Source organism: Bacillus sp. YBsi01, from assembly GCF_038406745.1.
In the GTDB taxonomy this organism is placed as follows: domain Bacteria; phylum Bacillota; class Bacilli; order Bacillales; family Bacillaceae; genus Bacillus; species Bacillus siamensis.
Genome location: NZ_CP151679.1, coordinates 1,268,666 through 1,290,128 on the forward strand (window position 1 = coordinate 1,268,666; position 21,463 = coordinate 1,290,128).

Here is a 21,463-nt window from a genome sequence, read left to right on the forward strand (position 1 = left end):
CGCTTACTTTCCTCCGTACAAGCCTTGCAGCACAGTTTGGTTGATCTGAAAAGAATGCTTTTCTTCCGGGAAAACCCGTTCTTTCACATCACGCACATAACCGCTGAGCGCAGATTCAATCGCGCCGTCGATTTTGGCATATTGCTTCACGAACTTCGGTGTTCTGTCCACGCCGTGGCCGACGACGTCATGATAAACAAGAACTTGGCCGTCAGCTTTTGAGCCAGCTCCGATTCCGATGACGGGAATGGATACTTCTTCTATTATTTTTGCGGTCAGTTCAGCAGGCACACATTCAAGCACGAGCATCATCGCTCCCGCCTGTTCGCATTTCACGCTGTCTTCGATGAGCTTTTTCGCGCTTTGCTCATCTTTTCCCTGCACTTTATATCCGCCTAACACTCCGACAGACTGCGGTGTAAGGCCTAAATGGCTGACGACAGGGATTCCGCCGAGTGTCAGCGCGCGGATGGATTCGAAAACGCCGTCTCCGCCTTCAAGCTTTAACGCGTCCGCTCCGCTTTCCTGAATAATGGCCGCGGCATTTTTCAATGTATCTTCTTTCGAAAGGTGGTAAGACATAAACGGCATGTCGGTTACGATAAACGTATTTTTCGCCCCGCGTTTTACCGCTTTTGTATGGTGAATCATGTCACTGACCGTTACGCCGACGGTTGAATCGAGTCCGAGCACGACCATTCCGAGCGAATCCCCGACTAAAATCATGTCGACTCCAGCCTGTTCCGCCAGTTTTGCCTGCGGATAATCGTAAGCGGTCAGCATCACGATCGGCTCTCCGTTTTCCTTCATTTTCATGAAATCCAGTTTTGTTTTCATTCTGATTCTCCTCCTCTAAACGGTGAGGAGATGATCCGCCAATTCTTCGCAAGCAAAAAAGCCTTCTGTAAAATAAGAAGGATTCCCACTTGTTTAACGTTCAGCGAATGTCATCCCTCTGTCCCAGTCCTTTTTTGGATCAAGGCAGACTTTTCGTAATCTCTGTTCTGCTGATCAGGTGCAGTTCATTATGATACTGCCCATAGGAAGTATACCAAATTCACGAGACTTGTACCAACTAAGATTAATTGAGCTCAATATCGGCAGAGTAGATCTTCTTTATTCCGTCTTTCGTTTCCAAAAGAAGGACCCCCTCATCATCAATGCCGAGCGATTTCCCGTAAAACGTCCCTTGCAGCGTTCTCGCACTGAGCTCACTCGCCAATCCAACCGCGTAGCTTTCCCATAACAGCTTAATCGGTGTAAAGCCGTGCTTCAGATAATCCTGATAGCGTTTTTCAAAAGTCAGCAGAATCTCTTGTATCAGACCCGCTCTGTCAATTTTTTCGCCGGCTTCCAGGCTGAGGCTTGTCGCAATGTCCTGAAGCTCGCCGGGAAAATCGGTTTCCCGCTGGTTCACGTTGATTCCGATGCCGAGAATGACCGAACGGACACGGTCTTCTTCCGCCTGTAGCTCAGTTAAGATTCCGACGGCCTTTTTGCCGTGAATCATTAAATCATTCGGCCACTTAATAGCGGGCTGTACACCGGTAAAGGATTCGATAGCCTGAACAACCGCAACGGCAGATAACAGGGTGAGCTGCGGCGTTTTTTGCAAAGGAATTTCCGGTCTCAGGATGAGGCTCATCCAAATCCCGTTTCCTTCCTGAGAATGCCACACTCTGGACATTCTTCCTCTGCCTGCCGTTTGTTTATCGGCAACTACGAGTGTCCCTTCAGGCGAGCCGTCATTGGCCAGTTCATGGGCGGTTTTTTGGGTGGACGGCAGGACGTCCCGGTAATACAGCTGTTTGCCCATAACTTCTGTTTTCAGCCCGAAGCGGATTTCAGATTCACTGAGTTTCCCCGGTTTTTTGATGAGCCTGTACCCTTTTCGTCTGACCGCCTCAACCTCATAGCCCTCTTTACGGAGCTCTTCTATATGTTTCCAAACGGCGGTTCTCGAACAGCCGAGCACGTCACTTATTTTCTGCCCGGAGATAAAGCCGTCACCCGCCTCAGAAAATAAATCAATTAATCGGGTTCTTAATGTTGATCCCATGATGCGAGCCACTCCTTTATGTCATGTTTTCGGTTGGAGAGCTTCCCTGCCAATACCGCTTCTTCAATCCGGCTAAGTTCTTCGGCAATCCATTTACCCGCACGGCGGTTTCTGAGCTCCATCAGATCAGCGCCTGAAATGTCGAGATCACGAAGGCTTTTGATCGGCAACTGCTCATACAGGCTTCGAATCTCTTTCAGCTTTTGTTCATCAACTGTCTTATGCTTTTTCAGCATTTCGATTTTAACGGCTGAAAACAGCGCATCTCCAGCCCGGTACATCGCCTGGGCTTCAAGCTGCGCCGGATAAACGCTTACGATCTGCACCGCTTTTTTTATGACTTTTCCCGGCAGTTTCCATTGTTTTAAAAACGGTTCGGCGCTTTTCGGACAAAGACCGAGAAATAATAACAGCGCTGCCCAGCGTTCTTCGCGCGTATCTAAGGAGGAAAACGGATATCCGCTCGCTTCAAGCATTTGCTTCTCATAACCGGAAAGACCGGGCAGCTCTTGTATCAGACCTGTCTGCACCATTGTTTGAATCGCTTCTTTTGAAGATGCGCCAACAAGCAGCTTTTCAAACTCGACGGTCTTTCGTTCTACTGATACGTGCGCCAAAAGCTCCCTGTCTTTTATGACGGCCTCTTTTGTTTCTTTCTCTAACAGAAAGCCGAGCTGGCTCATAAACCGGACGGCTCTCATCATCCGCAGAGCGTCTTCCCGAAAACGGTCTTCAGGGTTCCCGACCGTACGGATCAGCTTTTGCGCGATATCCTGAACGCCTCCGAAATAATCAAGCAATTCTCCTTCGGCAGACATCGCCATTGCATTAATCGTTAAGTCTCTCCGCTTTAAGTCTTCTGCTAAAGATGTAATGAACCGGACGGCTTCAGGGCGCCGGTAGTCCTTATATTCTGATTCGGCGCGGAAGGTGGTGACTTCATATGTTTCATCTTCCCATAAGACGATTACGGTGCCGTGCTCTTTGCCGACATCGACGGTCCGCTCAAAGAGGCGCTCCACCTCATCCGGCGAAGCGCTTGTCGCGATGTCTACATCACCTATTTTTCGTTTCATATAGTTGTCTCTGACGGCTCCCCCGACAAAGTAGGCCTGGTGGCCCGCCTTTATCAGATGGTGAAGGATGGGGAGGGCTTTGACAAATTCCTGTTCCATAAGATCACTCCGGTCCTGCCAATTCGTCATAAATCCGTTCGTACTGACTGACGATTCGTTGCGAAGAAAAGGCGGTTTCCACCATTTTCAGCGCATGGTCAGTCAAACGTTTGCTGAGCTGTTTGTCTTCTAAAACGGCAAGCGCTTTTTCAGAAGCCGCCTGAATATCGCCGACTTCCACCAGAAAACCGCTTACTTGATCTTTAATCACTTCCGGTATTCCGCCGATATTCGTTCCGATGCACGGCACACCGCAGGCCATCGCCTCCAGAAGCACGAGTCCGAAACTTTCTTTTTCAGAAAGAAGGAGCTTAAGGTCACTGATGGAATACAGTTCTTCCACCCTGTCCTGGTTTCCGAGGAGCAGCACTTGGTCCTGCAGGCCGTATTTCTCGACAAGCTGCCAAGCGACGCACTTTTCCGGTCCGTCGCCGACAAGCAGAAGCTTCGCCTTTGTTTTGGCTGCGATATTACGGAAAACACGGATAACATCCTTCACGCGTTTTACCTTTCTGAAGTTGGAAACATGGATGACGACTTTCTCATCCGGCAAAATACCGTGTTTCTCTTTTATACTCTCTGTATTTTTCTTAAGATAAACACGTTCATCAATAAAGTTGTAAATGGTCTCAATTTTTTTATCCGGCTTGATTAAATCATATGTTTCCCCGGCAAGCGCGGTTGATACAGCGGTCACTCTGTCGGACGCTTCAATGGCAAACCGGATTAAATCTTTTAATGACGGATCATACCCTAAAACGGTAATGTCCGTACCGTGAAGCGTCGTAACAATGCCGATGTCGCGCTTTAGCATCTGTTTGGCGAGATAAGCGCATACTGCATGCGGGAGCGCATAGTGCGCGTGGATGATATCAAGATTTTCCCTTGCGGCAACCTCAGCGATTTTGCTCGCCAGTGAAAGGTCGTAAGGCGGATGTTTAAATACCGCGTATTGGTTGACCTCCACCTCATGAAAATGAATATTCGGATGATATGTATTTAATCTGAACGGGATGCTTGATGTGATGAAATGAACCTGGTGCCCCTTTTCCGCAAGCAGCTTGCCGAGTTCCGTCGCAATAATACCCGAGCCTCCGACACTCGGGTAGCATGTAATCCCTATTTTTAATGGTCTCATTGTCCGCCCCCAAAAACATCATCATTCAAAACGGGAAGCTGTTTTGAAAAGAAACCTTCGGCATACCCCGTCCCGGCTTCTTTGCCATACAGTCTTTCCCGCGCTTCCACCATTTCGATATAACCGTTTGTCAGCGGTGTGTTCACTGACTGCGCCGTCGGAATAAACTGACTTTGATAGGCGTGCAGGCTTTCTTTTTTCAGATCGATGGTTTCCGTTATGTCGATTACAAAGTCCGGACGGTGAAATCCGTTAATCATATAATAGTAAACCTTTTGAGCCTTGTGAGCCGGCAGTTCCCGGTGATCTTTATATTTATGAATTCCCGCTGAGAATACCGCCTCTTCGACTAATGCCGCCGCATTGCCGTGATCCGGATGGCGGTCTTTCGGATAAGGCATGAAAACGGCTTTCGGCCGGCATGCTCTGATGACACTGACAATCCAGCGGATGCTGTCCTCACTTTTCAAAAGCCCGCGGTCAGGAAGCGTAAGCTGGATTCTCTCTTTCACGCCGAGAATTCGGGCGGCCTCCGCCGCTTCTTCTTTTCTTATACTTACCGTTCCGTTAGATGACAGCTCGGCCTCGGTCAGATCGCATATTACAGCGGTTTTTCCTTGCCCGGTAAATTTTGCGATTGTGCCGCCCATACCGATCTCGACATCATCGCTATGGGCGCCGAACGCAAGAATATCAACGTGTTCAGACATTCGGCTCTCCTCCGCGCACGAGATTGCGGAAATCAAACGCCCCACCGTCCAGCGTACGGACGAGAATCTCCGCTGTTCCCATATTTGTGGCCAGCGGGATCGCATATACGTCACACAGCCGGATCAGCGCCGATACATCCGGTTCGTGAGGCTGCGCAGTTAACGGATCCCGCAGAAAAATGACGAGATCAAGAGCATTCGCCGCAATTAATGCCCCGATTTGCTGATCTCCGCCGAGCGGGCCGGATTGAAAACGTTCAACGGACAATCCGGTCGATTCCTGGATTTTCAAGCCTGTCGTGCCCGTCGCGTATAACTCATGGCGGCTCAATATATCTTTATATGCGGTCGTAAACTGAACCATATCCTGCTTTTTTTTATCGTGAGCAATCAAAGCGATTTTCATTTGATATTCTCCCCCTTGCCGATTCAGTCGATAATATTTTCGAGACCGTACACAAGCTGGTCGATTTTCATCACTTGCTCTACTGACAGCTTCACTCCTGACATAAAGGAAGCCCGGTTATAGGAATCATGACGCAATTTCAGCGTTTGGCCGTCCATGCCGAACATGACTTCCTGATGGGCGATAAGGCCCGGCAGACGCACGCTGTGAAGACGGATGCCGTTTAATTCAGCACCGCGGGCGCCCGGCAAGATTTCTTTTTCATCAGGATGACCCTGCTGCTTTTCTGTACGGACGCTTGAAATCATTTCCGCTGTTTTCAGCGCCGTTCCGCTCGGTGCGTCCAGTTTTTGATCATGATGAAGCTCAATGATTTCTACATCTTCAAAATAGTTGGCGGCCATTTGTGAGAATTTCATCATCAGCACCGCGCCTAATGCAAAGTTCGGAGCGATGATGGCGCCGATTCCTTTTTCTTCAGTCAAGGCTTGAAGCTCCTCTAAATCCGCTTCGGAAAATCCGGTCGTTCCCACAACAGGACGGACGCCGTGTTCAAGAGCGGCTTTCGTGTGTTTTTTGCCGATTTCAGGCGTTGTTAAATCGATCAGCACATCCGGTTTTGTTTCTTGGAAACATGCGCGGATATCCGTATAAATAAGAGCATCTGAATCAGCTGACATCACTTCCCGCAATGTTTGCTGATCGTATGTATGGTCAATGGCGCCGACAAGCTCAAAATGTGGCGTGCGGACGGCAAGTTTTACGGCCTCTTGGCCCATTCTGCCTCTCGGTCCGGCGATTACGACTTTAATGGTTTCATTTGACATGGTTTCTCCTACTTTCCTTCTTCTTTTCTCGTCCAGCGGTCTTTATCCCGTGTATTAAATTTATGCATCACGCGGTTATGAGCTTCCTCCAATGAAATATCAAGGGAGTTGGCGAGGCAGATCAGGACGAACAGCACGTCGCCCATTTCCTCTTCCATGTTTTTCTCATTTTCCGTCGTTTTCTTCGGCTTTTCCCCATAGTAATGGTTGACTTCTCTTGCAAGTTCGCCCAGTTCTTCGGTGAGACGGGCCATCATGGCAAGCGGGCTGAAATAGCCTTCTTTGAATTGGCCGATATATTCATCGACCTCAGCTTGTAAGTCTTTCATCGTTTTGTCACTCACTGTGCGAATACCTCCTGTCATCTCTTCCATGTTAGCTAATTCAAGTACATTTGACAAATGTTAAAAACGGCAGTTTGCTGTTTTCTTTTGTATCCACTATAATATTTACGCAATCTAATGGAAGGAAAAGGGGTTTGATGCAATGCTTGGAGAAATCAGAATCAAAAATATTTGCTTTATTTTAATCGGCGCCGCTGTTTTTTCATTCGGACTGGTTCACTTTAATATGCAGAACAATTTGGCGGAAGGCGGATTTACCGGCATTACGCTGCTCTTATATGCGTTATTCCACATCAGCCCTTCTATTTCCAACCTGGTATTAAACATTCCTATCTTTTTCATCGGCTGGCGCATGCTCGGCCGGACGATGTTTGTCTATACCCTGATCGGCACCGTCTCTCTTTCCGTTTTTCTGAGTATTTTTCAGCGTTACGAAATTCATATGCCGCTGTCGCATGATTTAGCTCTGGCAGCCTTGTTCGCGGGTGTATTTATCGGCGCGGGTCTCGGCATTATTTTTAAATACGGAGGCACGACGGGCGGGGTCGATATCATCGCCAGGCTGATCAATAAGTTTTTCGGAATCCCGATGGGCCGGACGATGTTTGCCTTTGATGCCTGCGTCATTTTGCTTTCTTTGTTTACGTATCTTTCTTACAAGGAAGCGATGTACACGCTTGTAGCCGTTTTTGTCGCTGCGCGATTGATTGATTTTATACAGGAAGGCGGCTATGCGGCAAAAGGGGCAACGATTATTTCTTCGAAAAACGATTTGATCCAGCAAAAGATCATAGATGAGATGGACCGCGGCGTCACCGTTTTAAAAGGGCAGGGATCATACACAAAAGAAGACAGAGACGTTCTTTACTGCGTCGTTCCGAAAAACGAAATTGTGCTTTTGAAAAGCGTCATCACTTCTGTTGACCCGCACGCCTTTGTTGCCGTAAGCGACGTCCATGATGTACTCGGAGAAGGATTTACGCTTGATGAAAATAAAAATCCGATCAGACGATAATAAAAAGGCGGCTTTTGCCGCCTTTACTGTTCGTGTTTCCATTTGACAACCGGTGATTTTTTCTTTTTCAATCGGCGGGCGAATGCCGGACTGACATTGAGCGTCTGCTCGACGAAGCGCTGCGGCGTTAGTGCCAGCCATTGGTTTAGGGAGACGTCTTCAAAACGGTCGCTTTTGAAAATTTCCAGAAAGCGAAGCACGGTGTCACCGATATTCTGGACATAATGCCCCATCGCAAAAGGAACATATCCTACGTCACCCGCTTGATAGTTAAATGTCCGCGCTCTTCCCTCCGCCGCAAACACCGTCATTTTCGCTTCTCCTGAAAGATAATACTGCCACTCGTCCGTATTCGGATGCCAATGTAATTCTCTCATGCCTCCGGGTTCGACTTCCACAAGCGCGGCGGCAATCGTTTTTGACACCTTAAACGTTTTTGAATCGACGATCTTGACTCTTCCCCCGCTGGTAACAAGAGGCTCCTGCCGGGAGAGCTTGTAGCTGAACGGCTCCAAAACGGTGCCTTCCGGGGAAGAAACGGCTGCCTGTTCAATCGGGGGAGGCGGTTCCAGCTGGAACATGTAACGCTCTTTCTTGTGAATGTAGGCCAAGTCATATCCGGGAACACCGAAGTTCGCCTCCAGCACGCTGCGCGGGGTGTGGGCAAACCAGTCCGTTACAGAAAAGGTGCTGTTTTCTGAAAAAGAGCCGTCATCAAAGACAAGCAGAAACTCACTGCCCTGCTCCATCCCTTGAATGGAATGAGGGATGCCGGAAGGAAAATACCACAAATCCCCTTCGCTGACGTTGTCAATAAAATTCCGCCCGTTTTGGTCGACTGCGGTTAAACGGACTTCTCCGTTTATCACGTATCCCCATTCGGCTTCTTTATGCCAATGAAGTTCCCGCACAGCTCCCGGTTTCAGTCTCATGTTCACCGCCGCGATGTTTTTGGACACCGGCAGTTCCCTGACCGTCACTTCTCTCGACCATCCGCCGTCTTCAAGCCTCATATGCGTATCAGAAAAAGAGAATTTCAAGTTTTGAATCGTTCCCGCATCCGTTGAAGGCGGAACGAGCATATCAGGATTCTGGAAGTCACGCGCGAGGTTCCGCGGTCCTTCATCAGTCGCCCCTTTTCTGCCTCTGATCGGCTGCGGGAGGTGTTTTGAAACCAATTGCTGGATGAGTTTTTTCACTGGCTTTAGCTCCTTTACAGCAATTTGTGTTTATTTAGACTTAGGATATTCACGCTTTTTCTCTTTCTTTTTTTCCGCTCTGTATTTTCGGTAGCCGACATATGTCAGCGCAGTAATAATGATACCGCCTGTTGTCAGAATGACCCAGAGCAGCGAAGGATCAGCGTCATCCCGCTCCACCTTGTCAAATACACGTTTTAAATCCTGCTGCAGAAGCGTCAGACGCTCAAGCTTTGTTCCTTTTGTCATCTGCTGAAACCCTTCCTGCTCAATCACCTCGATATGTTTCGCCACCGTATCAAGCTGGCCGGCCGACACATCCATTGTCAGGCTGGGATAAATTAAATCATATAATGATATAAATTCATTCCACTTTTCATTGAAATTCTCACTTCCGTTCCCGCTGACATCTTCTTTTAAGGCGCTGAATGTCGCCATAATCGGTCTTTCAAGCGAACCCCACAGCGGATCGGAGTGGTCTTCCATCGCATCCATTACAAGCCTGAACTGAGCGGCTGCGCGAATTTTTTCGGAATCTGAGGCATCCGCCTGTTTCAAGGCGCGCTCTAAATCATTACAGCCCAGAGTCACCTGCCTGACTTCGGCGCCGGTCAGTGAGTTTACGTGTGTCATTTTTTTCTTAAAGTAGCCAAGCACTTGCAGGGCCTCATCATACTGCGAATGCCTCGTCATCTGGAAAACGGTATCCGAAAGGTCGTTCAGTTCCTTGAGACCGCCCTCACCTTCAGCTTTAGCAGTTGTGATGAAACACATAAGAGCAAGCAAAAGACAGATTGTCAGCTTTCGTTTCATAGAGGTCCCTCCCACTCCTTCTCTTTACAGAATATGAAGAGCGGGACAAGGTTAGACCAAGATTCTATCAGTGTAAGTCAAGCTTTATCCGCCTTTTGGAAATCACCAAAACGTATGCAAGACCGAGTGAAAACAGGCTCAGCCAGAATGTGGCATAGCCGATCTCTTGCATATAAGCACTGAGCATTGAATAGCGGGGCATCATGCCGAAAAGATAATCAATGACGTCATTATGAAGCGTCCAAACAGCGGCAACGGCAAGATGCCATAACCGAAACCGAAAATACGGGCTGTATAAAACGCCTTGAACGGCCATGGCGAAATGTGAAGCAATCAGCATGTACCCTTCCCAAGGCATCTGCCCCATTTTAATCAGCACAAAGATATTCATTCCGACCGCCCACAGCCCGTATTTTACAAGGGTTACAAGCGCAAGCGCTTCAAACAGCGGCGCGTTTCTTCTCATAAGAAATGCCAAAAGCACGAACAGGAAGAAAAATGTCGCCGTCGGGCTGTCAGGCACAAATATCAGAAAACGGAACGGCGTGTCCGCAAGCTGCGGCAAATACCAATAATAGCCGTACGCGGTACCGATAAAATTAACGGCAAGAGCAAGCAGAAGCATGCCGCGCCGTCCTAAAAGATAAGAAATCCACCTCAATACCATCAACTCTCAGTCCTTAAAAAATATGTATCATGCAAAAAAAGCTGACATCCGGTCAGCTCTTTTCATAAAAGTATATCCTGCTATTGTCCGCTTCACAATACGTTATTTTGAGGTCGTTTCAGAAATGAACTTCGCCAGCTGATCAAGCTGTTTATCATTCCCTTTAAAAATACCGGCTGGCATCTGCCCTTTCCCTTTGACGGCGATCTTTTTAATTTCTTCCGGGCTCAGCCCGTTATCGACCAGGGACGGACCGGCGCCTCCGCCTTGAAGATTATCCCCGTGACAGGAAATACAGCCCTGTTCTTTAAATACTTTATAACCGTCTGATTCGGTATCAATGGCGGCTTCTTTTTTGATTTTCCCTTGCTCCTCCGCCTTCGCCCAGTCATGCGTCGCGACTGACTGCCACGTTAAAAAGACCGTAGCGCAAAGCGCCAAAAGCATCATGCCGACCGCAACCGGACGCTTCCACGGCCTTCTTTCAGATCCCCTGTCGAGAAACGGAGCCAAAAGAAGCGACCCGAAGGCAAGCCCCGGTATAATCATCGCGCCGATAACGGTGTAGCTCCCCGCGGCATATTCATATTTTAAAAGCTGGTATAAAAATAGAAAATACCAATCCGGCAGCGGTATATATCCCGTATCGGTCGGATCCGCAACCCGTTCCAAAGGCGGCTCGTGCACAATCGTCAAAACGAGAAATCCGACGAGGAAAACGGCTCCGACCATCCATTCCTTCAGCAGGAAGTTCGGCCAGAACGCCTCTGTCTTTCCCGGATACTCTGAATAGTCTTTCGGTATATTCGGTTTTTTTTCAGCCGGAATCCTTGAATCTCCTACAAACTTCATTCCTTTCCCCCGGTGCATGTCATCCCCTCCCTTTTATATCAGATCTGTATTAAAGCGGTCCTGAAATTCCCTGCTTGCGAATCATGACAAAGTGGGCGCCCATGAGCGCAAACAAAGCGGCAGGGAGAAAAAACACGTGAATCGCAAAGAATCTCGTCAGCGTTTGGGCGCCGACAATATCGTGGTGGCCGGCAAGAAGGGTTTTCACCTGCGCTCCGATCAACGGCGTCGCCTCCGCAATCTGAAGACCTACCTTTGTCGCAAACAGCGCCTTCATGTCCCACGGAAGCAGATACCCTGTAAAACCGAGACCAAGCATCACAAAAAAGATCAGAACACCGACGATCCAGTTCAATTCCCGAGGCTTTTTATAAGCTCCCTGAAAGAAAACCCGCAGCGTATGTAAAAACATCATCACGATGACTAAACTTGCCCCCCAATGATGCATACCCCTTACAATCTGTCCGAAAGCGACTTCATTCTGCAAATAATACACAGATTCCCACGCGTTTTTAATATCCGGCACATAATACATCGTTAAAAACATACCGGACAGCACTTGGATAACGGTTACAAAAAACGTCAATCCGCCGAAACAATAGACAAAAGCCGAGAAATGGTGAGCTGGATTCACATGTTCCGGCACTTCATGGTCGGCGATATCCCGCCACATCGGCGTAATATCGAGACGTTCGTCCACCCAGTCATAAATTTTGTTCAGCATGTCACCCTTCCCCCCTAGGCTTTGCTTTTCCAAGATACAAAAAGCCGTCCTTTACTTTTTGCTCATAACGGTCAAGAGGCGCGAGCGGCGGCGTGCCCGGAACGTTCGTGCCGTCTTTTTCATACAGCCCGTAATGGCAGGGACAAAAGAATTTGTTCGGATTTTTAGGATCATTGTTCCAGTTTACGGTGCAGCCTAAATGCTTGCAGATCGGCGAAAGCGCTATAATTTCATCGCCATGCTTGTAGACCCAGGCTGACCTGGATTCTTCCGATTCGTACCAGGCGTCGACCTGATGAATTTTAAAGTCAAACCGTTTCGGCTCCTTCGTCAGTTCATCGACGCTGACAACCTGCACCATTTTTTGATCTCCGGTCGGTTTTAATACCGGGTCCAGCGCAAAACGGACCATAGGCATAAGCGCACTGGCGGCCATAAATCCCCCCACGCCGGTAAGCGCATAGTTTAAAAATTGCCTTCTTGATATATCTTGTTTTCCGCCCATCTCTTCCCCCCCTAAAAGATTGACCAAAAATTAACTAAAATAGAAAATAATTCTGAGATTTGACACCCTCATAATATATGAATCTTTCAGCAAGGTCAACAGAGGCAAAATGGCTGTTTTGCGGGATGTCTGGAGTTTTTAGGAATTGTTCCACTTCTGTAACAAAACGTTCAAAATTTCCCCGCACTTATCATCCGCTATTTTTCTCTTTAAAGAGTCTTTCATATGTTCAAACGGGACTGCAGGTATGTAGATGACATCAGATCCTATTTCAGAGTCCTTCCATTTTTCGTCTGCCGTCAGAAACAAGGCATGCCGGAAGCTGGTCATCACCTCTTCTTTGAATTTTTGCAGCAGGGCGATCTGTGATTGATCTATATCAACATATGTATAAGAGGGGAATAAATATACCCGTCCCTTCAACTGGCGCTCAAGCTCTTCAGAAAGCAATTGGGTGCTCTCCCCCTGTTCAACGGCCTCTTTTAAGCCTCCTGCAGACGTTATGGAAATTAACGGAATGACAGCGGTATCAATGTAATCCGCAGATTGCAAATAGACATCGGCATCAGCGGCCCTCCATCTCATGTCTGGTTCCTCCTCCTTACGCAACAAGCCTTGCATATTCTGCAAGGCTGTCATTTATGTGAGCTGATTCAATTGGCGGGAAAGCTTTTCAAATGTTTCTTTGTCGTGGCGGTCCAGCGCCTCGTCGATATCTTTAAGCAGCTTTTCCCGCTGGAAAGTGGATATGGCATGTTCTAATATTTTTTCGGCCATCCCCTGATCCTGTTTATTTTCAAACAGTTCTTTCGGCAGATGCGGATTTAATTCAAGAACAGCAGCATATTCAGGCGAGCTGTAGGCCGAACGGAAATTCAGCTGGATAAATAAATCCTGCTGCTTATTAAGCCGGATGTCGTGAAAAGATTTTTCTGCGTCCGTGGTCATGACATTTTCTTTGTAAAACCTAAACGGCACCTCATCAACGCAATGCGTAGACATGATAATGCCTCTCGGACAAAATTCAGCTTGTTCTACAAAATGGACCTTCTCCATTAATGTATCATGACTCATTAAATAATTTAAAATCCAGACGCACTCCCGGCGTTTAAGCTGATAATGATTTAAAAACCAACGGATAAAATCCTTTTTTTCATTGACAGAAACAGGGGTCTGCATGTAATTCCCTCCTCTATCGATCGTATAATCTGACATCACTTATACATTCAGCAAGCATGGTCCAAAATCCTGCTTATCTCAAAAATTCGTCCTCTATCCGTAAGATTGTTTCTTCAAGCTCTTCGTTTGTTCCATCCATTGAAAGCACTTGTTTTAAAAGCGGCAGCGCTTCTTTCTGGAGACCCTCTTCCAATAAGAAGTGAGCGTATTCATATAAGAAATCCCGATCCTCCCGGTAATGGAGGTACGCAGCTTCGAAGCTTTTTTTCGCTTCGTCATATTGCTCCAGACCCGTATAGGCGCCCGCCAAATACCAATTGTATTTCGGATCTTCTTCGCCGTAGCCGCGGACTTCCTGAATCAGATCAATAATCTCTTCATAGCTTTCTTCTTTATGATAGACGGCTAAAAGCGTATGGAGCGCTTCCACATAACCCGGATCGAGCGCCAGCGCTTCCTGAAGAAGCTTTTTGCCTTCGTCTTCGTTCCCGAGCTTTAACGCCATTTTCGCCGCATAGAGAAAAAGCTCTTTATTGTATTCATCGTAAGTAATACCTTCTTTAGCGGTTTTTAATGCATCTTCATACATGCCCTCTGCCTCGTAGCTTTTTGCAAGCGGCATATAAAGCGATGAATAAGAAGGATCAAGCCCTTTTAAATCAGAAAGCTGCTTAATGGCGGTTTTGACCATTCCCGCCTGATAGGCTGTGAAGCCGTACCCGAAAATCGTATTCGGTTCTGTATGTTCTGCTGCCGCTTTTTCATACCATGAAATCGCTTCTTCAAATTCACCCGCCGCGCTCAATGACTCGGCCAGCCTTTGATGAACATTTACACCGCCGATTTCGTTCCGCTCTTTTGCCGTCTCTTCGTAATAGGGAACGGCTTTTGCGTATGACCCTTGGGTAAAGTACAATTCTCCCAGAGCAAAATCAATAACAGGTTCATCTTTTAACATTGCTTTCGCCTGTAACAGCTTTTGCTCACTTACTTCAAATAAGCCCTGCATCTGATACAGATCAGCCATCAAAAGAAGGCTTTCCGCGTAAGACGGGTCTTCTGGTGATATCGTCTCCAGCACCTCAAGAGCTTTTTCTTCTTCGTCAATATCTATTAACAATTCGGCGTAAAAATTCGTCAGCTCAGACTCATCCGGATAAAGGTCATGCAGATCACTGATCAGCGTTAACGCTTTCTCTGCGTTTCCCCATTCATAGTAGAGCTGGGCTGCAATGGCTTTGTCTTCGTCATGAAGCTGCGTTTCAGCTTTTGAAAGCGCTTCGAGTCCCTTTTCGGTTTCACCTGCTTCAACTAATTTTATGGCATCTTGAATCAATGTATTCAAATCAGACCGGTCCTTTCTTTTCCTATACCTCATCAACCAATGAAAAGGGTTTATTCGGGTTATTCTTATCATAATTCAGACAGGGTCTGCCCGCAAATAAGATGCTTCACCCGGCATTTTAGTTTATCAAAAAATGGCGAAGAGGAAAACGGCAAAAAAGGGGACGCCACCTTTATACGCAAACAGCGCGGTTTGATCCGGCTGTTTCTGTAACGAAAACGCATCCCCCCTTCCTGTTATTTTTCCTGTTTAAGACAAGCTATGTCAAAGCTCAAGACTTTATGATACACGAAGAAAAAAGCCCGAAGAATCGTCTTCAGGCTTTTTTGGCTAATTGATCTAAATGCTCAAAGAATGTCGGATATGAGACGTGGATCGCATCTGTATCACGAATGTCAATCGGCTCTTCCGTCAGACATGAGGCGATACCGAGCATCATGCCGATGCGGTGGTCGCCGTGGCTTGATACACTGACGCCGCCCGCGAGTGTCTTTTTGCCGCGGATTTTCATGCCGTCTTCAGTCGCTTCAATGTCTGCGCCGATTTTCCGGAGCTCTGATACAACGGTGTCGATCCGGTTCGTTTCCTTCACTTTCAGCTCCGCCGCGTCTTTAATGACCGTTGTGCCTTCAGCCTGCGTTGCCAAAAGGGCGATAATCGGTATCTCATCAATTAAACGGGGAATGATTTCTCCGCCGATTTCTGCCGCTTTCAGAGCTGACGCTTCGATAACAAGATCTCCGTACGGCTCCGCACTGTCCGCTTCTGACGGAATCACTTCAAGTGAAGCCCCCATTTGCTTTAAGACATCGATAACCCCTGTGCGCGTCGGGTTCAGGCCGACATTTTTCAGCACAATCCGGCTTCCTGGAACGGCAGCGCCTGCCGCGAGGAAAAAGGCCGCTGAAGATATATCCCCAGGCACGAAAATATCAGCTGCCCGAAGCCGCTGACCGCCCGTTACGGACGCGCTCGTCTCTGTCTCCTCAAGCTCAGCGCCAAAAGCGTTCAGCATCCGTTCTGTATGATCTCTTGATTTATGAGGCTCGGTAACGGTCGTCGTTCCTTCTGCCTGCAATCCGGCAAGCAGCACGGCAGATTTGATCTGCGCGCTTGCAACGGGAGACACATAATCGATGCCTTTTAATTGTCCGCCTCTTACAGATAACGGCGTAAATTCTCCGTCCGCTCTTCCATCAATCACGGCACCCATCTGTTTTAAAGGCTCCGTCACCCTCTTCATCGGGCGCTTTGCAATACTTTCATCGCCCGCTACCGTACTGTGAAATGGGCGTCCGGCTAAAATGCCGAGCATCAGGCGGATGGTCGTGCCGGAATTTCCGACATCAAGAAGGCTGTCAGGCTCATAAAGTGCGTCAATGCCGTTCCCGTGTATCGTTACATCACTTCCGTTCTGTTCAATGGAGACACCCATTTTTCTGAAGCAGGCAATCGTGCTCAGGCAATCGGCTCCCGGCAAAAAGTTTTTTACCGTTGTCGTTCCTTCTGCAAGCGCTCCGAACATAACAGAACGGTGGGAGATGGATTTATCCCCCGGAATATGAATTTCACCGTTTAAAGATGTCACTTTTTCTCTTTTCAATGTTTTCCACCTCAGTCAGCGTAAAATGTGTCATATTTGGCGCGGGATTGAATGCAGATTTCCGCCCGCTTGCGGTCATCATCCGTCTGGAAACTGATTCTCAGAATTCCGTTAATATCTTCTCTCGTTTCGATAATGCGGATGTTGGTGATGCTGATTTGTTCATCAGCCAATATCGCCGTAACCTCCGAAATGACCCCCGGATGATCGGGTACATCAACATAGAGGTCATAAAAGGACGGGATCGCCCCTTTTTGACGGATCGGCAGGCCGTCGCGGTAATCCTTCGCTTTTTTAAAGTAACCGAACAGGTTGTCCGCATCTTCATTTTCTACGTAAGATTCGATCGTGTCAATCTCCCGTTTCCACTCTTTGAAGCGGTCAAGCAGTTTATCTTTGTTGTGAAGGAGAATATCTCTCCACATCGCCGGACTGCTGGAAGCTATTCTTGTAATATCCCGGAAACCGCCGGCCGCGAAACGCTTCAAAAGCGGGTAATCTTCTTCAGAACGGTGAGCCTGATGTACGAGACTGGCAGCAACGATATGAGGGAAATGGCTGATGACGCTCGTCACGCCGTCATGCTCCTCAGGCGTCATCTCCACAAAGTGAGCGTTTGCCGCTTTCAGAAGCTCCTTCAGATGCGTTACTGACTGTTTAGAAGTTGATTTTCCCGGTGTTAAAATGTAAAACGCGTTTTCGAATAAAAATTCTTTGGCGGCAGCTGCCCCTGATTTATGAGACCCCGCCATCGGGTGGCCGCCGACAAATTGATAGTGAGCCGGAAGCACTTTGTCGGCGTAGCGGACGACTTTCTGTTTTGTGCTGCCCACATCCGTAATCAAGAGTTCATGGGTGATGCCCGAGGCGGCCAGCATATCAAGCATTTTCAGCGTTTGGGCGACGGGCGTGGCGATAATGATAACTGATGCTTGCTGCGCCCCTTCCGTAAATGATCCAACCCGCTCGTCAATAATTCCGAGCTTCAGCGCGGCAGTGAGCTGTTCTTCCGAAATATCCACGCCGATAATCCGTTTATGCGGATGCTCCTTTTTGATAGCCAATGCGATCGATCCGCCGATCAGCCCGATTCCCGCAAGCAATATAGTATCCTTCATTTCACTCATTTCCTTTTTCATCTAGTTTAATAGAGCAAAGAGGTGATGCTTGATCACCTCTTATAATATTTCAGCTAAAATTGTCAGAATTTCCTCATTCTGCTCTTTCGTACCGACCGTAATCCTTAACGCTGTCGGAAATCCGAGCGCCTGTCCCGAGCGGACGATATATCCTTTTTCCAGCAGGGCCTGGAACAGTTCATCCGCCGGGCGGTTAAAATCAATGAGCACAAAGTTGGTTTGTGAAGGATAACATGTTAAACCGTGGGTTTCGGCAAAATCATAATACTGCTTAAGACCGGCTTTATTTTTTTCGACACATTCCTTAATAAATGCCTGGTCATCAAGCGCAGCCAGTGCCGAAGCCTGACCGATTCTGCTCGTATTGAACGGCTCTCTCGCCGGCTCAATCTGGCGGATCAGCGCTTCGTCCGCAATGCCGTATCCGACGCGCAGCGCGGCAAGTCCGTACGCTTTAGAAAATGTGCGGAGGATCATGACATTCGGATATTGCTTTAAAAGCGGAATGCTTTCAGGGTAATCTTCGGCGGTGACATACTCATAGTACGCTTCATCAAGTACAACGAGGATTTCCTCAGGAACTCTGTCTAAAAAGGAAATTAATTCCTGTTCCGAAGTATACGTCCCCGTCGGATTATTCGGATTGCACACCCATATGACTTTCGTCTTGCCGTCAATTGCTTCCAGCATCCGATCCAAATCATGAGCGCCGTCGCTGCGGAGCGGCACTTCACGCACTTCAGCGCCCTCAATCACCGCATTGTGTCTGTATTGCGGAAAAGTCGGAGCGGCGGTAATCGTGTTTGTCTGATCATTTAATAAAGAACGGCAGATAATCTGCACAAGCTCATCTGAGCCGTTGCCGAAAATGATCGAAGATTCACTGACCTGCAGATGCTCACTGAGCCGCGTTCTCAAAGCGGCACTGTAACCGTCGGGATACAGCGCGAGCTGCTCAATCTCCTGATGCAGCGCATCTTTAGCGGCCTGTGAACAGCCGAACGGATTTTCGTTAGAAGCGAGCTTCACTACTTTCTCAAGCCCGTATTCCATTTTCACTTCTTCTATTGGTTTGCCCGGCTGATACGGTTTCAGCTGCCGCAGCTGTTCTTTAATCTGCAAATCCAGTCACCTCATTTTACACTGTACAGTCGTCCGAACGTCTTTGCGTAGTCTTCAAATTCAAGAAGCGCATCGGCTCTTGTGCCGGGGTTCACAAGCTTTGTTTCAAGCTCTTCAACTTTTTTAACGAGCGCGCTTCCGACAACGACACCGTCTGATATTTCATTCATCTCCTCAACCTGTCTGCGGCTTGAAATGCCAAAACCGACCGCAACCGGAACGGAGCTGAATTCTTTCACTTTTCGGATAAAAGAGTATACAGACGGATCGAATTCTCTGCGTACGCCTGTCACTCCTAAAGAGGATACGCAGTACACAAAGCCGCCGGCCTGTTCAGTAATTATTTTCAGTCGGTTTTCACTTGTCGGCGCAACCAGCGAGATATAAGCGATGTTCTCCTTTTTGCATGCCGTTTGTAAAAGGGCGCTTTCCTCTAACGGAAGATCCGGAACAAGCAGACCGTCTATGTCGTTTTCCCGCAGTAAAGCGAAAAAGTGTTCTTTTTCTAATTGTAACACAGGATTATAATACGTAAAGAGGATAATTGGAATATGAACGCCGTTTTTTTTCATTTTGCCGCCAAGTTCAATGGCTTTTACGATATTCATTCCGTTTTCCAGAGCCCGTTTTGAAGCCCGCTGAATAACCGGGCCGTCGGCGAGCGGATCTGTGTAAGGGACGCCGATTTCAAGGGCTGAGGCGCCTGCGTTCTGCAATGACTTTGCCAGTTCAACTGAAATGTCAGGAAGCGGATCGCCAGCTGTAATAAAAGGGATAAATAGTTTTTCAGAATCATGCAGATTAAACATGTGTCTCCACCTCGTTTTCCAAAACATTCATCAGCGTATGAACGTCTTTATCTCCTCTTCCCGACAAACTGACGAGAATGATTTTATCTTTATCCATGTCTTTTGCCATTTCAAACGCTTTTGCCAAAGCGTGTGCAGATTCAATAGCCGGAAGAATGCCTTCTGTTTCAGAAAGCAGACGCAGCGCGGCGATCGCTTCATCATCTGTCACACTTTCGTACGTTACACGGCCGCTTTTATGCAGATAGGCATGCTCCGGCCCGATCCCCGGGTAATCAAGGCCTGCTGAAATGGAATACGGTTCGATAATCTGCCCGTATGCATCTTGTATTAAATAGGTCATCGAACCGTGAATCACCCCGAGCCTCCCTTTGGCGATCGTTGCCGCATGCAGCGGTGTATCGATTCCTTTTCCGGCAGCCTCGGCGCCGATCAGCTCAGTATCTTCGTCTAAAAAGGCCTGAAAAATGCCCATCGCATTGCTTCCGCCGCCGACACATGCAACAACCTTATCCGGAAGCGTTCCTTCGGCTTTGCGGAGCTGTTTTTTCGCTTCCTCGCCGATGATTTTCTGAAACTCGCGAACGATGTAAGGATACGGATGCGGACCTACAACAGAACCGATTAGGTAGAAATGATCTTCACAATGCTGGACCCAATATCTGATCGCCTCATTCGTCGCATCTTTCAGCGTGCCGTTTCCGCTTGAGACCGGCACCACTTTTGCGCCGAGCAGCTTCATGCGGAATACGTTCAGCGACTGGCGCGCAACGTCCTCTTCACCCATAAAAACCGTGCACTCAAAACCGAATTTTGCGGCGGCTGTCGCGGCGGCAACACCGTGCTGTCCCGCACCGGTTTCGGCAATGATTTTCGTTTTGCCCATCTTTTTGGCAAGCAAAATCTGGCCTAACGCGTTGTTTATTTTATGGGAACCGGTATGGTTTAAATCTTCCCTTTTCAGATAGATTTTTGCCCCGCCCAAATACTCCGACACCCTGTCTGCAAACGTTAATGCCGTCGGTCTGCCTGAGTAATCAAACAATAGTTTTTGATATTCGGCATGAAAAACGGGATCATTCTTTAATTCTTTGAAAGCCGTTTCGATTTCTTCGAGGGGCCGCATTAATGTTTCAGGGACAAACTTGCCGCCAAATTCGCCGTATCTTCCGATTTCATTTGGATATGGATACATAATGGTTCATCCTTTCTTCTAAAAGCCGGATCAGTGTTTGATCCTTTTGTCCGTTTTTTTCAATTCCGCTGGCAAGATCTATACCGCACGGGCGTGATCTCAGTAAGCCGGTAATCGTTTCAGGATTAACGCCGCCCGCAATAAAACAGCGCTTGTTTGCTTTTTGAGCCTGCTCCCGGTACAAAGGGACACGCTTCCACGAAAACGCGATTCCCGTCCCACCCCTCATGCCTTTGACTGAAGAATCAATGACATAGCCGTCGACGGCAGATGCAAATTGAGCCATCTGACGGAGCGTGCTTTCTCCGTGATGGAGCGCTTTCCATATCTCGGAACGCACAAGAGGACGGAGACGGCGGGCATTCTCTGGCGATTCATCACCGTGAAGCTGGATAACGTCAAGGGACAGATCAGAAGCGATTTGCGCGATGTTTTCTATCGTTTCATTCACAAAAACTCCGACATGTTTCTTGTCTGTCCCGATCTCTTGTTTCCATTTCCGGACATCATCCGGGGTGACCTTCCGTTTGCTTGCGGCAAAAATAAATCCCAGGTAATCCGCTTCTGAGGCTGCCGCAAGCTCATAATCACGCTTCGATCGTATTCCGCAGTACTTTAATTCAGGCTTTTTCATACC

24 protein-coding genes are annotated in these 21,463 nt (G+C 48.0%); 1 reads left to right on the plus strand and 23 read right to left on the minus strand.

Features of this window, described 5'->3' with window-relative positions; genetic code table 11:
* Window positions 1-3: 3 nt before the first annotated feature.
* The 8 genes from panB to AADZ70_RS06345 all read right to left on the minus strand — a co-directional run bounded on the left by panB (window position 4) and on the right by AADZ70_RS06345 (window position 6,659).
* Window positions 4-837: a 3-methyl-2-oxobutanoate hydroxymethyltransferase gene (gene panB, locus AADZ70_RS06310; RefSeq protein ID WP_016939076.1), complete on the minus strand. Its 834-nt coding sequence runs from the start codon at window positions 835-837 to the stop codon at window positions 4-6.
* A 244-nt stretch (window positions 838-1,081) separates the two neighbouring features.
* On the minus strand, window positions 1,082-2,059 hold the full coding sequence (locus tag AADZ70_RS06315; RefSeq protein WP_342007885.1) for a biotin--[acetyl-CoA-carboxylase] ligase: 978 nt from the start codon (window positions 2,057-2,059) through the stop codon (window positions 1,082-1,084).
* Window positions 2,044-3,234: a CCA tRNA nucleotidyltransferase gene (locus AADZ70_RS06320; RefSeq protein ID WP_342007886.1), complete on the minus strand. Its 1,191-nt coding sequence runs from the start codon at window positions 3,232-3,234 to the stop codon at window positions 2,044-2,046. Before AADZ70_RS06320 ends, AADZ70_RS06315 begins: the two co-directional genes overlap by 16 nt.
* Window positions 3,235-3,238: 4 nt before the next feature.
* Window positions 3,239-4,372 carry an N-acetyl-alpha-D-glucosaminyl L-malate synthase BshA gene (gene bshA, locus AADZ70_RS06325; protein ID WP_045927208.1) on the minus strand — a complete coding sequence of 378 codons (1,134 nt, stop codon included), beginning with the start codon at window positions 4,370-4,372 and terminating at the stop codon, window positions 3,239-3,241.
* Window positions 4,369-5,082: a bacillithiol biosynthesis deacetylase BshB1 gene (bshB1, locus tag AADZ70_RS06330; RefSeq protein WP_045927207.1), complete on the minus strand. Its 714-nt coding sequence runs from the start codon at window positions 5,080-5,082 to the stop codon at window positions 4,369-4,371. Before bshB1 ends, bshA begins: the two co-directional genes overlap by 4 nt.
* Window positions 5,075-5,488, minus strand: a complete 414-nt coding sequence (gene mgsA / locus AADZ70_RS06335) for a methylglyoxal synthase (protein ID WP_045927206.1) — start codon at window positions 5,486-5,488, stop codon at window positions 5,075-5,077. Before mgsA ends, bshB1 begins: the two co-directional genes overlap by 8 nt.
* A gap of 23 nt (window positions 5,489-5,511) precedes the next feature.
* The gene (gene dapB, locus AADZ70_RS06340; protein WP_003153497.1) at window positions 5,512-6,315 is read right to left on the minus strand and encodes a 4-hydroxy-tetrahydrodipicolinate reductase; all 804 of its coding nucleotides are present in this window, start codon (window positions 6,313-6,315) and stop codon (window positions 5,512-5,514) included.
* Window positions 6,316-6,323: 8 nt separating this feature from the next.
* A complete protein-coding gene (locus AADZ70_RS06345) occupies window positions 6,324-6,659 on the minus strand; it encodes a nucleotide pyrophosphohydrolase (RefSeq protein WP_082083404.1) in 336 nt (111 codons plus the stop codon).
* Window positions 6,660-6,801: 142 nt separating this feature from the next.
* Here AADZ70_RS06345 and AADZ70_RS06350 point away from each other — a divergent pair, with 142 nt between their 5' ends.
* A complete protein-coding gene (locus AADZ70_RS06350; protein WP_016939082.1) occupies window positions 6,802-7,674 on the plus strand; it encodes a YitT family protein in 873 nt (290 codons plus the stop codon).
* Window positions 7,675-7,697: 23 nt separating this feature from the next.
* Here AADZ70_RS06350 and AADZ70_RS06355 read toward each other — a convergent pair whose 3' ends face one another.
* The 15 genes from AADZ70_RS06355 to AADZ70_RS06425 all read right to left on the minus strand — a co-directional run bounded on the left by AADZ70_RS06355 (window position 7,698) and on the right by AADZ70_RS06425 (window position 21,460).
* Window positions 7,698-8,873 carry an oxalate decarboxylase family bicupin gene (locus AADZ70_RS06355; protein WP_342007887.1) on the minus strand — a complete coding sequence of 392 codons (1,176 nt, stop codon included), beginning with the start codon at window positions 8,871-8,873 and terminating at the stop codon, window positions 7,698-7,700.
* Between the two features lie 30 nt (window positions 8,874-8,903).
* A complete protein-coding gene (gene ypjB, locus AADZ70_RS06360) occupies window positions 8,904-9,686 on the minus strand; it encodes a sporulation protein YpjB (RefSeq protein WP_016939084.1) in 783 nt (260 codons plus the stop codon).
* Between the two features lie 67 nt (window positions 9,687-9,753).
* Entirely contained in the window at window positions 9,754-10,347 is a 594-nt protein-coding gene (locus tag AADZ70_RS06365; RefSeq protein ID WP_029575376.1) for a DUF1405 domain-containing protein, read from the minus strand.
* 108 nt (window positions 10,348-10,455) lie between these two features.
* A complete protein-coding gene (locus tag AADZ70_RS06370) occupies window positions 10,456-11,223 on the minus strand; it encodes a menaquinol-cytochrome c reductase cytochrome b/c subunit (protein WP_045927203.1) in 768 nt (255 codons plus the stop codon).
* Window positions 11,224-11,254: 31 nt separating this feature from the next.
* Window positions 11,255-11,929: a cytochrome b6 gene (locus AADZ70_RS06375; protein ID WP_003153485.1), complete on the minus strand. Its 675-nt coding sequence runs from the start codon at window positions 11,927-11,929 to the stop codon at window positions 11,255-11,257.
* A 1-nt stretch (window position 11,930) separates the two neighbouring features.
* Window positions 11,931-12,434 carry a ubiquinol-cytochrome c reductase iron-sulfur subunit gene (locus AADZ70_RS06380; protein WP_003153484.1) on the minus strand — a complete coding sequence of 168 codons (504 nt, stop codon included), beginning with the start codon at window positions 12,432-12,434 and terminating at the stop codon, window positions 11,931-11,933.
* 138 nt (window positions 12,435-12,572) lie between these two features.
* A complete protein-coding gene (locus AADZ70_RS06385) occupies window positions 12,573-13,019 on the minus strand; it encodes a YpiF family protein (RefSeq protein ID WP_016939087.1) in 447 nt (148 codons plus the stop codon).
* Between the two features lie 54 nt (window positions 13,020-13,073).
* Window positions 13,074-13,613, minus strand: a complete 540-nt coding sequence (locus AADZ70_RS06390; RefSeq protein ID WP_016939088.1) for a ReoY family proteolytic degradation factor — start codon at window positions 13,611-13,613, stop codon at window positions 13,074-13,076.
* Between the two features lie 73 nt (window positions 13,614-13,686).
* Window positions 13,687-14,958, minus strand: a complete 1,272-nt coding sequence (locus AADZ70_RS06395; protein WP_016939089.1) for a tetratricopeptide repeat protein — start codon at window positions 14,956-14,958, stop codon at window positions 13,687-13,689.
* A 316-nt stretch (window positions 14,959-15,274) separates the two neighbouring features.
* Entirely contained in the window at window positions 15,275-16,561 is a 1,287-nt protein-coding gene (gene aroA, locus AADZ70_RS06400; protein ID WP_342007888.1) for a 3-phosphoshikimate 1-carboxyvinyltransferase, read from the minus strand.
* Window positions 16,562-16,572: 11 nt separating this feature from the next.
* Window positions 16,573-17,688, minus strand: a complete 1,116-nt coding sequence (locus AADZ70_RS06405) for a prephenate dehydrogenase (RefSeq protein ID WP_342007889.1) — start codon at window positions 17,686-17,688, stop codon at window positions 16,573-16,575.
* Window positions 17,689-17,739: 51 nt separating this feature from the next.
* On the minus strand, window positions 17,740-18,822 hold the full coding sequence (gene hisC / locus AADZ70_RS06410; protein WP_342007890.1) for a histidinol-phosphate transaminase: 1,083 nt from the start codon (window positions 18,820-18,822) through the stop codon (window positions 17,740-17,742).
* A gap of 11 nt (window positions 18,823-18,833) precedes the next feature.
* On the minus strand, window positions 18,834-19,631 hold the full coding sequence (gene trpA, locus AADZ70_RS06415; RefSeq protein WP_064779073.1) for a tryptophan synthase subunit alpha: 798 nt from the start codon (window positions 19,629-19,631) through the stop codon (window positions 18,834-18,836).
* Window positions 19,624-20,826, minus strand: coding sequence for a tryptophan synthase subunit beta (gene trpB, locus AADZ70_RS06420; RefSeq protein WP_342007891.1), 1,203 nt, complete (start codon window positions 20,824-20,826; stop codon window positions 19,624-19,626). The genes trpA and trpB overlap by 8 nt, the downstream gene beginning before the upstream one ends.
* Window positions 20,807-21,460 (minus strand): phosphoribosylanthranilate isomerase, encoded by a 654-nt coding sequence (locus AADZ70_RS06425; protein ID WP_342007892.1) that lies wholly within the window; start codon window positions 21,458-21,460, stop codon window positions 20,807-20,809. The genes trpB and AADZ70_RS06425 overlap by 20 nt, the downstream gene beginning before the upstream one ends.
* Window positions 21,461-21,463: the final 3 nt, after the last annotated feature.